Origin of the sequence: Bradyrhizobium sp. (genome assembly GCF_016213215.1) — a bacterium.
Taxonomy (GTDB): Bacteria; Pseudomonadota; Alphaproteobacteria; order Rhizobiales; family Xanthobacteraceae; genus Bradyrhizobium.
In genome coordinates, this window is record NZ_JACRAW010000164.1 from 1 (window position 1) to 12,712 (window position 12,712).

General features: G+C 64.7%; 13 protein-coding genes and 1 pseudogene. 4 read left to right on the forward strand and 10 right to left on the reverse strand.

The window, feature by feature from the left end; translation table 11 throughout:
- The 4 genes and pseudogenes from HY852_RS27485 to HY852_RS27500 all read left to right on the forward strand — a co-directional run.
- Window positions 1–643: pseudogene (locus HY852_RS27485) on the forward strand (F0F1 ATP synthase subunit alpha); the annotation flags it as partial.
- A 142-nt stretch (window positions 644–785) separates the two neighbouring features.
- Complete coding sequence (locus HY852_RS27490; protein WP_291608125.1) at window positions 786–1,664, forward strand: F0F1 ATP synthase subunit gamma; 879 nt, start codon at window positions 786–788, stop codon at window positions 1,662–1,664.
- Between the two features lie 88 nt (window positions 1,665–1,752).
- Complete coding sequence (gene atpD / locus HY852_RS27495) at window positions 1,753–3,183, forward strand: F0F1 ATP synthase subunit beta (RefSeq protein WP_291608126.1); 1,431 nt, start codon at window positions 1,753–1,755, stop codon at window positions 3,181–3,183.
- A 27-nt stretch (window positions 3,184–3,210) separates the two neighbouring features.
- Window positions 3,211–3,618 (forward strand): F0F1 ATP synthase subunit epsilon, encoded by a 408-nt coding sequence (locus tag HY852_RS27500; protein WP_291608127.1) that lies wholly within the window; start codon window positions 3,211–3,213, stop codon window positions 3,616–3,618.
- A 140-nt stretch (window positions 3,619–3,758) separates the two neighbouring features.
- Here HY852_RS27500 and HY852_RS27505 read toward each other — a convergent pair whose 3' ends face one another.
- The 10 genes from HY852_RS27505 to HY852_RS27550 form a co-directional block, all read right to left on the reverse strand.
- Window positions 3,759–4,256 carry an RNA pyrophosphohydrolase gene (locus HY852_RS27505; RefSeq protein WP_291608128.1) on the reverse strand — a complete coding sequence of 166 codons (498 nt, stop codon included), beginning with the start codon at window positions 4,254–4,256 and terminating at the stop codon, window positions 3,759–3,761.
- 6 nt (window positions 4,257–4,262) lie between these two features.
- Window positions 4,263–4,769 carry an RNA pyrophosphohydrolase gene (locus HY852_RS27510; RefSeq protein ID WP_291608129.1) on the reverse strand — a complete coding sequence of 169 codons (507 nt, stop codon included), beginning with the start codon at window positions 4,767–4,769 and terminating at the stop codon, window positions 4,263–4,265.
- Between the two features lie 70 nt (window positions 4,770–4,839).
- Window positions 4,840–6,036 carry a divergent polysaccharide deacetylase family protein gene (locus HY852_RS27515; protein ID WP_291608131.1) on the reverse strand — a complete coding sequence of 399 codons (1,197 nt, stop codon included), beginning with the start codon at window positions 6,034–6,036 and terminating at the stop codon, window positions 4,840–4,842.
- 143 nt (window positions 6,037–6,179) lie between these two features.
- Window positions 6,180–7,538 (reverse strand): S41 family peptidase, encoded by a 1,359-nt coding sequence (locus tag HY852_RS27520; protein WP_291608132.1) that lies wholly within the window; start codon window positions 7,536–7,538, stop codon window positions 6,180–6,182.
- Window positions 7,535–8,848 (reverse strand): peptidoglycan DD-metalloendopeptidase family protein, encoded by a 1,314-nt coding sequence (locus HY852_RS27525; RefSeq protein WP_291608200.1) that lies wholly within the window; start codon window positions 8,846–8,848, stop codon window positions 7,535–7,537. Before HY852_RS27525 ends, HY852_RS27520 begins: the two co-directional genes overlap by 4 nt.
- Window positions 8,849–8,927: 79 nt before the next feature.
- Complete coding sequence (gene rlmH / locus HY852_RS27530) at window positions 8,928–9,410, reverse strand: 23S rRNA (pseudouridine(1915)-N(3))-methyltransferase RlmH (RefSeq protein WP_291608133.1); 483 nt, start codon at window positions 9,408–9,410, stop codon at window positions 8,928–8,930.
- 48 nt (window positions 9,411–9,458) lie between these two features.
- Window positions 9,459–9,815, reverse strand: a complete 357-nt coding sequence (gene rsfS, locus HY852_RS27535; RefSeq protein WP_291608134.1) for a ribosome silencing factor — start codon at window positions 9,813–9,815, stop codon at window positions 9,459–9,461.
- A gap of 175 nt (window positions 9,816–9,990) precedes the next feature.
- Entirely contained in the window at window positions 9,991–10,614 is a 624-nt protein-coding gene (locus tag HY852_RS27540) for a nicotinate-nucleotide adenylyltransferase (RefSeq protein WP_291608201.1), read from the reverse strand.
- 36 nt (window positions 10,615–10,650) lie between these two features.
- On the reverse strand, window positions 10,651–11,943 hold the full coding sequence (locus HY852_RS27545) for a glutamate-5-semialdehyde dehydrogenase (RefSeq protein WP_291608136.1): 1,293 nt from the start codon (window positions 11,941–11,943) through the stop codon (window positions 10,651–10,653).
- A 100-nt stretch (window positions 11,944–12,043) separates the two neighbouring features.
- Complete coding sequence (locus HY852_RS27550) at window positions 12,044–12,634, reverse strand: N-acetyltransferase (protein WP_291608137.1); 591 nt, start codon at window positions 12,632–12,634, stop codon at window positions 12,044–12,046.
- Window positions 12,635–12,712 lie beyond the last annotated feature (78 nt).

Here is a 12,712-nt window from a genome sequence, read left to right on the forward strand (position 1 = left end):
CGACGTATTCTATCTGCACTCGCGCCTGTTGGAGCGCGCCGCCAAGATGAACGACGACAACGGCGCCGGCTCCTTGACCGCGCTGCCTGTGATCGAGACCCAGGCCAACGACGTGTCGGCCTATATTCCGACCAACGTCATTTCGATCACCGACGGCCAGATCTTCCTGGAGACCGACCTGTTCTTCCAGGGTATCCGGCCCGCGGTGAACGTCGGTCTGTCGGTGTCGCGCGTCGGTTCCTCGGCGCAGACCAAGGCGATGAAGAAGGTCGCCGGCAAGATCAAGGGCGAGCTCGCGCAGTACCGCGAAATGGCGGCCTTCGCGCAGTTCGGCTCCGACCTCGATGCCGCCACCCAGCGCCTGCTCAACCGTGGTTCGCGCCTGACCGAGCTCTTGAAGCAGCCGCAGTTCTCGCCGCTCAAGATGGAAGAACAGGTCTGCCTGATCTGGGCCGGCACCAACGGCTATCTCGATCCGATGCCGGTCAACAAGGTGCGTGCCTTCGAGGACGGCCTGTTGTCGCTGCTGCGCGGCAAGAACGTCGAAATCCTCAATGCCATCCGCGACAGCCGCGATCTCTCCGACGACACCGCGGCCAAGCTCAAGGCGGTGGTCGAGGGTTACGCCAACTCGTTTGCTTGATGCGCGTGGCCGGGCTTGCCCGGCCGCTCACGCCTTCTCGCATGGCACAGACAAGACGTGAATGCCCGGCGCAGGGTCGGGCGTGACGAATGGATAGGCTAGCGGTCAGGCCAGGGGACCGGACCGTCGGGGTGAACGAAGAATGGCGTCACTGAAAGATATGCGGGTCCGCATCGCCTCCACCAAGGCGACGCAGAAGATCACCAAGGCCATGCAGATGGTGGCGGCCTCGAAATTGCGCCGCGCCCAGTCTGCCGCCGAAGCGGCGCGGCCCTATGCGGACAAGATGGCCGCCGTGATCGACAACATCGCCAGTGCCGCTGCGGGTTCGCCCGGCGCTCCGGCGCTTCTCGCCGGCACCGGCAGTGACCAGGTACACCTGCTGCTGGTCTGCACAGGCGAGCGCGGTCTCTCCGGCGCGTTCAACTCCGCGATCGTGCGCCTTGCGCGTGATCGCGCGCTGTCCCTGATGAACCAGGGCAAGGAAGTGAAATTCTTCTGCGTCGGCCGCAAGGGCTACGAACAGCTGCGCCGCCTTTTCGACGACCAGATCGTGGAACACATGGATCTGCGCGCGGTGCGCCAGCTGGGCTTCACCAATGCCGAAGACATCGCCAAGAAGGTGCTGGCACGGTTCGACGCCGGCGAGTTCGATGTCTGCACGCTGTTCTTCTCGCGCTTCAGGTCGGTGATCGCGCAGATCCCGACCGCGCAGCAGATCATCCCGCTGGTCGTCGAAGAGCCCGCCACCGGCGCCGCCGCGGCGACGTCTTACGAGTACGAGCCGGAGGAGGACGAAATCCTCACCCGCCTCTTGCCGCGTAATCTCGCGGTCCAGATCTTCCGCGCTCTGCTGGAGAATAACGCTTCGTTCTACGGCGCGCAGATGACGGCGATGGACAACGCCACCCGCAACGCCGGCGAGATGATCCGCAAGCAGACGCTGATCTACAACCGCACGCGCCAGGCGATGATCACGAAGGAGCTGATCGAGATCATCTCGGGCGCCGAGGCCGTCTGAGGAACGCGGAAGGCACAGGTCACAGGTTATGCAATATCCCGGTCAAGCAGACCGTGGTCGAGAATTCGGATCGAAGGAGACAGAGTAAATGGCTACAGCAGCCAACCAGATCGGTCGCATCACCCAGGTCATCGGCGCGGTCGTCGACGTCCAGTTCGAAGGCCCTCTGCCGGCCATTCTCAATTCGCTGGAGACCAAGAACGGCGGCAACCGCCTCGTGCTCGAGGTCGCACAGCATCTCGGTGAATCCACCGTGCGCACGATCGCCATGGACACCACCGAAGGCCTGGTCCGTGGCCAGGAGGTGGCGGATACCGGCGAGCCGATCGCGGTGCCAGTCGGTGAGGGCATGCTGGGCCGCATCATCAACGTCGTCGGCGACCCCGTCGATGAAGCCGGCCCGGTCAAGGCAGAGGCCAGGCGCCCGATCCACCAGCCCGCGCCGGAATACACCGAGCAGTCCACCGAGGCGGAAATCCTCGTCACCGGCATCAAGGTCGTGGACCTGCTCGCGCCCTACGCCAAGGGCGGCAAGATCGGTCTGTTCGGCGGCGCCGGTGTCGGAAAGACCGTGCTGATCCAGGAGCTGATCAACAACGTCGCCAAGGCGCACGGCGGTTACTCGGTGTTCGCCGGCGTCGGCGAGCGCACCCGCGAAGGCAACGACCTCTATCACGAGTTCATCGAGTCGGGCGTCAACAAGAAGGGCGGCGGCCAAGGCTCGAAATGCGCGCTGGTCTACGGCCAGATGAACGAGCCGCCGGGCGCGCGTGCCCGCGTCGGCCTCTCCGGCCTCACCGTTGCCGAGTACTTCCGGGACCAGGGCCAGGACGTGCTGTTCTTCGTCGACAACATCTTCCGCTTCACCCAGGCCGGCTCGGAAGTGTCGGCGCTGCTCGGTCGTATTCCTTCGGCCGTCGGCTATCAGCCGACGCTCGCCACCGACATGGGCGCGCTGCAGGAGCGCATCACCACCACCACCAAGGGCTCGATCACCTCGGTGCAGGCGATCTACGTGCCGGCCGACGACTTGACCGACCCGGCGCCGGCGACCTCGTTCGCCCACCTGGACGCCACCACCGTGCTGTCGCGCTCGATTGCGGAAAAGGGCATCTATCCGGCGGTCGACCCGCTCGACTCGACCTCGCGCATGTTGTCGCCGCTCGTTGTCGGTGAGGAGCACTACAACACCGCGCGTCTGGTCCAGCAAGTTCTGCAGCGCTACAAGGCCCTGCAGGACATCATCGCCATTCTGGGCATGGACGAGCTGTCGGAAGAGGACAAGCTGACGGTGGCGCGCGCCCGCAAGATCGAGCGATTCCTGTCGCAACCCTTCCACGTCGCCGAGGTCTTCACCGGTTCGCCCGGCAAGTTCGTCGAGCTCGCCGACACCATCAAGGGCTTCCGTGGTCTGTGCGAGGGCAAGTACGATCACCTGCCGGAAGCGGCCTTCTACATGGTAGGCACCATCGAAGAGGCGGTCGAGAAGGGCAAGAAGCTCGCTGCTGAAGCGGCGTAAGCTGGCGGCGCAAAGAACGGAAAGACCATGGCCACCTTCCACTTCGATCTCGTCTCGCCGGAAAAGCTCGCTTACTCCGGCGAAGTCGATCAGGTCGATATCCCCGGGCTTGAGGGCGATTTCGGCGTGCTGGCGGGGCATGCGCCGGTCATTGCGGCACTTCGGCCCGGCATCCTCACGGTCAGGACCGCCGGCAAGCATGAGAGAATCATCGTGCTGGGCGGTCTTGCCGAGGTCTCCGACAAGGGCCTGACCGTGCTCACCGATGTCGCGCACTCGCTGGACGATCTTGATCGGGCGCAGTTCGCCGAGACGATCGCCGAGATGGAAGCCAAGCTTTCCGAGAAGGAAGGCTCCGAGTTCGACCACGCGATCGAGAGGCTCGATCACTACAAGAGCATCCAGACCCAGCTCAGCGCTACGGCGATGCACTAACCCGCCACTGCTGGACCAAACTGCAATGAATTCAGCGCTCGTCACTCCGTGGCGGGCGCTGAAACGTTATGGCACCTGTTTTGGCGAAGCGGCATTCTGCCGCGGTAGGGTCCAATAAAGATCGCGACGATGGTGCACGCTTATCGTCCGAAGTGCGCAAAGCTCCGCGCCACGGTCCGGTATACCTCGCAGCGGAAGGGCACCACGAGGTCGGCGACGCGGTCGAGGCGTTCCCAGCGCCAATCATCGAATTCCGCCGGCTGACCATTGCGCGGGGTCAAAGGATCGATCTCGTCATCGCGCCCGGTAAAGCGCAGTGCGAACCATTTCTGACGCTGGCCGCGGAATTTCGCCAGTCGGTGCGGCGGGCCATGGTAGGGCGGGAATTCATAGCTGAGCCAATCGGTCTCGCCGAGATAGGCGGCCGTTCGCACGCCGGTCTCCTCCCACAGCTCGCGCATCGCCGCTTCGCGCAGGTTTTCGCCTTCATCGACCCCGCCTTGGGGCATCTGCCATTCAAGACCGGGAAGGATGATTTCGGGACCGTCGTCCCTGAAGCGACGTCCGATCAGCACGTCGCCTGCCGAATTGAACAGCGCGATGCCGACATTGGGGCGATAGGGCCGTGCCTCGGGCATCTGACGCTAGACGCCGGCGAGCGAGGCGAATTCCTTGACCACGCGTTCGTAGACCGGCCGCTTGAACGGAATGATGAGATTGGGGAGGTTCTTCATCGGCTCCCAGCGCCAGGTCACGAACTCCGCCTTGTGGTTGCCGCCACCCGGATGAGCGACATCGATCTCGCTGTCCTTGCCCGTGAAGCGCATCGCGTACCACTTCTGGCGCTGACCGCGATAGCGGCCCTTCCAGGCTCGTCCGGCGACGGTGCGCGGAATATCGTAGGTCAGCCAGTCTCCGATCTCGCCGAGCTTCGTGACCGAGCGAACACTGGTCTCTTCATAAAGCTCGCGCTTTGCGGCTTCCCAAGTATCCTCGCCCGGATCGACACCACCCTGAGGCATCTGCCACACGTGGGTGTCGTCGACATGCTCGACGCCGCCGGCGCGGCGTCCAATGAAGACCATGCCCTCCTTGTTGATCAACATCATGCCAACGCAAGTCCGGTAGGGCAGGTCTTCGTAGCGCGCCATTCGGCAAAACCTCTTGCGTCTTCTCAGGCCGGCGGGCCCTCGCAGGCCGCTTCCGTACCAGTCCGTTGATCTAGCCGGATTTTGATTTCAGCATCGCGGTTGTCAATGGGACCAGCATGGTGCCCCGGCTTTCCAGGGACTTGGTCCAGGCGGCGATCCGATCGATCGAGATCGGCAGGGCCGAGGCGGTGCCGATGGCGACCCCGCGCTCTTTTGCGATTGATTCCAGCCTGGCCAGCGCGCGGTCGATCTCGGCGGCGGTTGGCACGGCATCGATGTTGATATCGCCCTTGCCGAACGGCATCGCCTGGGCGACCGCAAGTTGCGGCGCGACGCTGCGGGGCGTGGCGCCATCGTCGAAGAAGCCGAGCCCGCGCTTGGCCGCCTCACGAACGATCGGCTGCATCGCCGCATCGGTGGCAATGAAGCGCGCCCCCATGAAATTCGTGATCCCGGCATAACCCTGCAGCCGACTCAGATGCCAGTACAGCCGGTCCACGTTCTGGTCGCCGGAAAGCGTGGTGAGCAGGGTCTGCGGGCCGGGATCGTTGTCCGGGAAATCGTAGGGCTCCATCGGGATCTGCAGGAAGATCTCGTGGCGTTGCGCCCGCGCCCGCTCGGCCAATTTGCCGGGATCGGAGCCGTAGGGGGTGAATGCCAGGGTCACGGCCGGCGGCAGCTTCATGATCGCATCGGTCGTCTTCGCGGCGCCGACACCGAGCCCGCCGATGAGAATGGCGACCACGGGCATTCGCGCGGCCTTGGCGCGGTCGGCCTCGGCGGCGTAGACGTTGAACGGTTTGAGGCCGTCTGCCGTCACCGGGATCATGCCGTAGCGCGACTTCTCGAGCAGTCGCTGGTCGAGCCCCGACATCACGGAGCGAGCGCCGGAGACGTCCTTGTCGCCCCCGCCGATGACCACGCTTTGGCGCGCGCCGCTGGAGCCGTCGATGATGGTGATGGTCTTCTGCTCGCCGGCCGCGGCCTCTTTGGGGGCCTCCTGCTTGCGAACGTCCTTGGCCTGGGGCTCGTCGGGAGCGGACGGCTTCTGCTCGGTCACCGTGTCCAGGCGCACCGTGATCCTTGCAATCGGCTCGCCGCCAAGCGGATTGTCGTTAAAGATCGCAAACCCGGCGAAGGTGGCGAGGAACAGGCCGAGCAGCAACGCAAGCACCTGCATCCCGCTAAACGGCGAGCGCAGAAGTCGCCTGCGGCGTAATCTGCCCTGTCCGAGCGGGGCGCTCAGATCGTCTGCCGTGTCTGACATGCGCAGTCCCGAATCAACCCAACGGACGATACCACGGGCGGGTCGCGCCGGGGCAGGCCGGGATTGGCGGGCTCGGAGCGGCGGCCGACGAAAAAGGGCGGCCCGGTGGCCGCCCTTTCGGGAAATCTTCCTGCCGCAACGGCCTAGTTTGCCGCCTTGGCGGGCTTGTCGCTGCCGGCTTTGTCGCTGCCCGGGGTCGGGGAAACCGAGGCGCTGTTCTTGATGCCGTGGAGCAGGTCGCCGGCCATCTTCAGCGCCTTGTCGTCCTTCGGATCCGGCGGGACGTAGGACTGCGAACCCGTTTTCTCGTCGCCGTCGGATTTCAGATGGCCGCGCAGCGAAGCCTCGCCCTTGGTGTCGGTACGCGACTTCAGCTCATCCGGCACGTCCTGCAGCACTTCGATGTCCGGCACGATGCCCTTGGCCTGGATCGATTTGCCCGACGGCGTGTAGTAGCGCGCAGTGGTGAGCCGCAGCGCGCCGTTGCCGCTGCCGAGCGGGATGATCGTCTGCACCGAACCCTTGCCGAACGAGCGGGTCCCGACCAGCGTGGCGCGCTTGTGATCCTGCAGCGCGCCGGCGACGATTTCGGAAGCCGACGCGGAGCCGCCGTTGATCAGGACGATGATCGGCTTGCCCTTGGTCAGGTCGCCCCCATGGGCCGAGCGTCGCTGGGTCTCCTCGGCGTTGCGGCCGCGGGTGGACACGATCTCGCCGCGCTCCAGGAAGGCGTCGGATACGGTGACCGCCTCTTCGAGCAGTCCGCCGGGGTTGTTGCGCAGGTCGATGATGTAGCCCTTGAGCTTGTCGCCGATCTGGTTCGTCAGATTGGTGATCTCCCTCTTCAGGCCTTCGGTGGTCTGCTCGTTGAAGGTGGTGACGCGGATATAGGCTATGTCGTCCGTTTCGACGCGGGCGCGGACCGAGCGCACGCGGATATTGTCGCGCACCAGCGTCACCTCGATCGGATTGTCCGCGCCCTTGCGGATGATCTTCAGCTTGATCTTGGTGTTGACGGGACCGCGCATCTTCTCAACGGCCTGGTTCAGGGTAAGTCCCTGCACCGCCTCGTCGTCGAGATTGGTGATGATGTCGTTGGCCATGATGCCGGCGCGCGAAGCGGGCGTGTCGTCGATCGGCGAGACCACCTTGATCAGGCCGTCCTCCATCGTGACTTCGATGCCAAGCCCGCCGAATTCACCGCGGGTCTGCACCTGCATGTCGCGGAAGCTCTTCGCGTCCATGTAGCTCGAATGTGGATCAAGGCCGGTGAGCATACCGCTGATCGCTGACTCGATGAGCTTGGTGTCTTCGGGTTTCTCGACATAGTCGCTGCGCACACGCTCGAACACGTCGCCGAACAGGTTGAGCTGGCGATACGTGTCCGCGGTCGCGGCGCGGGCGCTCGATCCCATCAGCACCGCACGGGGCTGGGTCACGAACAGCGTCAATGCCGCACCAGTGGCCGCGCTGAGAAGAATTACTGAAGTCTTGCGCATCATCCGCGAACCTTCTCGCCTTCACTTGCCGCCCACCATGGGCCTGGATCGATTGGAGTGCCGTCCTTACGGAACTCGACGTAGAGCACGGGTTGACTCGCATTGGTTGCGAGAATGGAAGCTACCTGGGATGTCGACCCCATGGTGGCGACCGGCTCTCCCGTAAGCACAAACTGTCCGATGTTGACCGAAATACGCTCCATCCCGGCGATCAAGACATGATACCCGCCCCCCGCATTGAGGATCAAGAGTTGTCCGTAGCTGCGGAAGGGGCCGGCATAAACCACCCAGCCATCACACGGCGTTGTGACCTGGGCGCTGGGCCTCGTCGCCAAGGAAATGCCCTTTTGTACGCCGCCCACCCCGTCAGAACCGCCAAAGTCCCGGATTTTGGTACCGTTAACGGGCAGGGGCAGTAGCCCCCTGGCGGAGGCGAAGGCAATAGCCGGGCTGACCCTCGAGCGATCCTTGAAGGCGGCAAGATTGGGCTTGCCGTTAACTGTGTTCGGGGCGCCTTGCTGGCTGGCGGTTGCGGCGGCCTTGGCGGCACTCTTGAGGTCCTGTTCCATCTTGGCAATCAGGCTCTGCAAATCGCCGACCTGCTTGGACAGCGCAATGGCGCGGGCGCTTTCGGCCTCCAGATCCTTCTCGACGGCAGCCTGCTGGCGCTGGCGTTCGGCGACCAGGGCCGCAAGTCTTGTCTGGTCACCCCTGATCTTGTCACGGTCGGCAGCGAGCTGATCGCGCTCGCCGGCGATATGCTTGCGCAGGTTCACCAGTTCGCCGAGGTCGGTGGCGAGACTTTCGGCCCGCGCCCGCAGTTCGGGCACGACCGCGCCAAGCAGCATCGCCGTTCGCAGCGACTGGAGCGCATCCTCGGGGCGCACCAGCAGGGCAGGCGGGCTCCGCCGTCCGGCGCGCTGCAGGGCCGCCAGCACTTCGACGATCTCCGAGCGGCGCGAATTGAGCGAGTCGCGCATCCGCTGCTCGCGTCCGTCGAGCGTGCGGAGTCGCGCTTCCGTGTCGCTGACCTTGCTTTCGATGCCGCGCACCTGAGCCGCGACGTCGATCAATTGCTGGTTGAGCTTGCTGCGGTCCTGGCCGAGAGCGGCAATGTCCGCCTTGAGCTTGGTCTGCGATTCGGCGGCGCTCTTCTGTTGGGCGCGGGTGGCTTCGAGTTCCTGCTCGCGTTGCTTAAGCGCCTCTGGCGAGACGGCCACGGCCTGCGGTGCGGGCAATGGCGTCTGCGCCGCGACGAGGTCGGCGCCAGCAAATCCGGCCAGCAGCACGAATGAAAGCGGGACCGCAGACAGACGGGGGCCGGGCCTGTCGGGGCTTGAGGAAAGGATCCGCGCCGGTTGCATCTGTCGAAAGCGGTGCTCGTTTGCGCTGTCAGGCGCGGTGATAGGGATGCCCCGCCAGGATGGTCGCGGCACGGTAAAGCTGTTCCAGAAGCATGACGCGAACCATCTGGTGCGGCCAGGTCGCGGAGCCGAATGCGATTGCAAGCTGTGCCCTAGCGCGCAATTCGGGCGAAAGTCCGTCCGCCCCGCCGATCAGAAAAATTGTGCTCCCCACCGACTCGTCGCGCCAGGTCGCGAGCTTCCGGGCAAATACGGAACTGTCGAGGCTCTTGCCGCGCTCATCCAGTGCAACCACGACGGATCTGTCGGGTATTGCGGCCGAAATTGTCGCCGCCTCTTCGGCCATCCGCGCGGCAGGATCGCGCGCGCGGCTTTCGGAGATTTCGGAAATTGTGAGCTCGCGAAAGCCGAGTTTGCGGCCGATATCGTCAAACCGCCCGCGATAGCGTTCGGCAAGCTCCCGCTCCGGACCCTGCTTCAGACGGCCGACCGCAATGACGACGATGCGCATCCGCGCAACGTACCATGCGCGCCCGCCGATTCGGAATCGGCCGCGCCTCTAGACGACCTTCGCCGCTCCAGGGCCCTGAGCCCACAATCTCTCGAGATTGTAGAATTCGCGGACCTCGGGTCTGAAGACGTGCAGGATCACATCCCCGGAATCGATCAGCACCCAGTCGCAATTGGGCGAGCCCTCGACGTGGATGTTCTTGATGCCGGTTTCCTTCAGCGACTTCGTGACGTTTTCCGCGATCGCGCCGACGTGCCGGTTGGCCCGGCCCGAGGTGATGATCATGTAGTCGGAAAATGCCGATTTGCCGCGGAGGTCGATGGTGACCGTCTCTTCCGCCTTCATGTCGTCGAGGCGGGAGAGGATCATGTTCAGCGTCTTGTCGGCGTCAGGCTGCGCCTTCAAGGCGGCTTTGGTCGATGTTTTACGCGTGTTCGGTAAAACAGACTTGGACAATACAGGTGTGGCCAGGGACCATTCCTTTCGCTGTATCGCGAGCACCGAATCTTCGGCGCTCACGGGCTATACTAGCCATGTGGGGTTAAAGGTTTCAATATTCCAGTGTTCCGTGCCTTCCTCATTAAGTCGCCTTCCAGGTGCCATCGGGGTTCCGCAGGCCGGTGGACGAGAGCGAGAGCTTCAGTCCGGTGAGGAAAATCCAGGCCGGCGGCGGCCGGTCTGCGAGGCTTCCGGCTTCACCCTCGGGCAGGCGGTAGCGCGAAAGCGCCTGGGCGGCGGGTGACGCCAATGCCCGGAAACTCTGCGGAGGACGGTCGATCACCGCGATCGGCACCTGGGCGGCGATGCGCTGCCAGTCCTGCCAGCGGTGGAATTGCCCGAGATTGTCGGCGCCCATGATCCAGACGAAGCGCAGTCCTCTTGCGCGGCGGCGCAAGTAGTTGATCGTATCGATAGTGTAGCGCGTCCGGATGACGGATTCGAGACAGCTCACGTCGATGCGCGGATCGTTGGCAACAGCGCGCGCAGCTTCCAAGCGATGCTGCAGATCACGAAGCCGGCCGTGTTCCTTGAGCGGGTTGCCCGGGGTGACCAGCCACCAGATCCGATCGAGGTTCAAGCGCTTGAGCGCGTACAGGCTGATGGCGCGATGGGCGCGATGCGGCGGATTGAAGGAGCCGCCGAGCAGGCCGATGCGCATGCCGTCCGTATAAGGCGGAAGGGCTTGTGCCGCCGAGATCGGCACGGCTGACGCTTCGTTCAAGGCGCGCCCCGCGTCATCTCAAGGCCGCGTCTGGCCGGTGCCGTGGACCCGGTACTTGAATGTCGTCAACTGCTCGGCGCCGACCGGGCCGCGGGCGTGAAACTTGCCCGTGGCAATGCCGATCTCGGCGCCGAAGCCGAATTCGCCGCCGTCGGCAAATTGCGTCGATGCGTTGTGCAGCACGATGGCCGAATCGACCTCGTTGAGGAACTTGCGCGCAGCCGCCGCGTCCTCGCTGACGATCGCGTCGGTATGATGCGAGCCGTGACGGTGAATATGCGCGATCGCGCCGTCGACGCCATCGACGATCCTGGCGGCGATGATGGCGTCGAGATATTCGGTGTCCCAGTCCTCGTCGGTGGCCGGCTTCACGCGACTGTCCGCGCGCTGCACGGCCTCGTCGCCCCGCACTTCGCAGCCGGAATCGATGAGCATCTGAACCAGCGGCTTCAGGCTCTTTTCTGCGCCGGCGCGATCGACCAGCAGCGTCTCCGCCGCGCCGCAGACGCCGGGGCGCCGCATCTTGGCGTTCAGCACGATCGATTTAGCCATGCCGAGATCGGCGGAGTGATCGACATAGACGTGATTGACGCCCTCCAGATGCGCAAACACCGGGACTCGCGCTTCGGCCTCGACGCGCGCAACCAGGCTCTTGCCGCCGCGCGGCACGATCACGTCGATCGAGCCGTTGAGGCCGGAGAGCAGCAACCCGACCGCGGCGCGGTCGCGCGTCGGCACCAGCGTGATCGAGGCTTCCGGCAGTCCGGCTTCGCGCAGGCCCTGCACGAGACAATCATGAATTGCGCGGCAGGAGCGGAAACTGTCCGACCCGCCGCGCAGGATCACTGAGTTGCCCGATTTCAGGCACAGCACGCCGGCATCGGCCGTGACATTGGGCCGGCTCTCGAAGATCACCGCGACCACCCCAAGCGGCACGCGCACGCGCTCGATGGTCATGCCGTTCGGCCGCTGCCAGCTCTCGGTGACGACGCCGACCGGGTCCGGAATGTTGCGCACGATGGCGATGCCGTCGGCCATCGCGTCGACGCGGGCCTTGGTCAGCGTCAGGCGATCGATGAACGCGCTGGTGGCGCCGCCGGCGCGCACCTCCGCAACGTCCTCGGCATTGGCGGCGAGGATTGCCGAGGCGCTGGCGCGGATCGCGCACTCCATGGCCTCCAGCGCGCGGTTCTTCTGTTCCGCCGGCGCAAGCGAGAGCACCCGCGCCGCCGTTTTCGCCCGAACGGCGAGATCTGTTATCAGGGCCTGCAGGTCGGCGTTGCCGTCGAGGGCTTTGAGGGGCGCGGCCATGGCGGTTTGAACCTCCGATAAGGTCATGTCCTAGCACGGAAATCGAAGGTTTGGCGAGGTGCCGGAGGCATGGCGCCGACGGGCCCGCGGACCGGATCATTCAGCGAGCGGGGCGCAGCATCGGAAAGAGCGGCGGTGCCGATCCCACCTGGATGGTCCCCCGGAGCTGGAAGCCATGCCCTTGATATAGGGGGATATTGGCCGGATTGGTGGATTCGAGATAGGCCGCAACGTGATCCTGATCGCACCGGCGAAGAGTGTCCTGCAGGAGAGCTGCGCCGTAGCCGTTGCGATGACGGGCCGGATCGACGCCGATCAGGGGCAGGTACCAGTGCGGCTCCTGCGGATGGTAGGAAGCCATCCCTTCGAAGACGGCGGCAAACTCGCCCTCTCGACCTGGCGGCAAGCTTGCCTCGATCGCCGCGTGGTCAAGCTCTTTGCCCGGCGGGAGCCAAAGCGCCGCCCCCGCATAGTCCTCGACATGACGCGCGGTCCCCTCCGTGAAAGCACCGCCCCCGAACGCGCGCACGAGGATCGGGAACTGGGTGAGGTACTGCGCTGGGTCGGGATACGTCCAGCGGGTTACCGGATCGGCAACGAAGGCGAGGGTGAGGACGGCGACCGCTCGCTCGGCGTCAGCCGGGGCGATGGCGCCTACGATCGGAGTGGCAAATGACTTCGTACGGTTCATTGGGCGCGCTCGCCGTTGCAGCTTCCCCGAGGGGATTGTTTAACTGCGCCGTAATACCTGGCCCTGCCGACCTCTTAT

Bases quoted from the DNA above. Each gene is read 5' to 3' on its own strand.
- HY852_RS27500 (WP_291608127.1), top strand. From the start codon at position 3,211: ATGGCCACCTTCCACTTCGATCTCGTCTCGCCGGAAAAGCTCGCTTAC.
- HY852_RS27510 (WP_291608129.1), bottom strand. From the start codon at position 4,769: ATGGCGCGCTACGAAGACCTGCCCTACCGGACTTGCGTTGGCATGATG.
- HY852_RS27515 (WP_291608131.1), bottom strand. From the start codon at position 6,036: ATGTCAGACACGGCAGACGATCTGAGCGCCCCGCTCGGACAGGGCAGA.
- atpD (WP_291608126.1), top strand. From the start codon at position 1,753: ATGGCTACAGCAGCCAACCAGATCGGTCGCATCACCCAGGTCATCGGC.
- HY852_RS27550 (WP_291608137.1), bottom strand. From the start codon at position 12,634: ATGAACCGTACGAAGTCATTTGCCACTCCGATCGTAGGCGCCATCGCC.
- rlmH (WP_291608133.1), bottom strand. From the start codon at position 9,410: ATGCGCATCGTCGTCATTGCGGTCGGCCGTCTGAAGCAGGGTCCGGAG.
- HY852_RS27520 (WP_291608132.1), bottom strand. From the start codon at position 7,538: ATGATGCGCAAGACTTCAGTAATTCTTCTCAGCGCGGCCACTGGTGCG.
- HY852_RS27545 (WP_291608136.1), bottom strand. From the start codon at position 11,943: ATGGCCGCGCCCCTCAAAGCCCTCGACGGCAACGCCGACCTGCAGGCC.
- HY852_RS27490 (WP_291608125.1), top strand. From the start codon at position 786: ATGGCGTCACTGAAAGATATGCGGGTCCGCATCGCCTCCACCAAGGCG.
- HY852_RS27505 (WP_291608128.1), bottom strand. From the start codon at position 4,256: ATGCCCGAGGCACGGCCCTATCGCCCCAATGTCGGCATCGCGCTGTTC.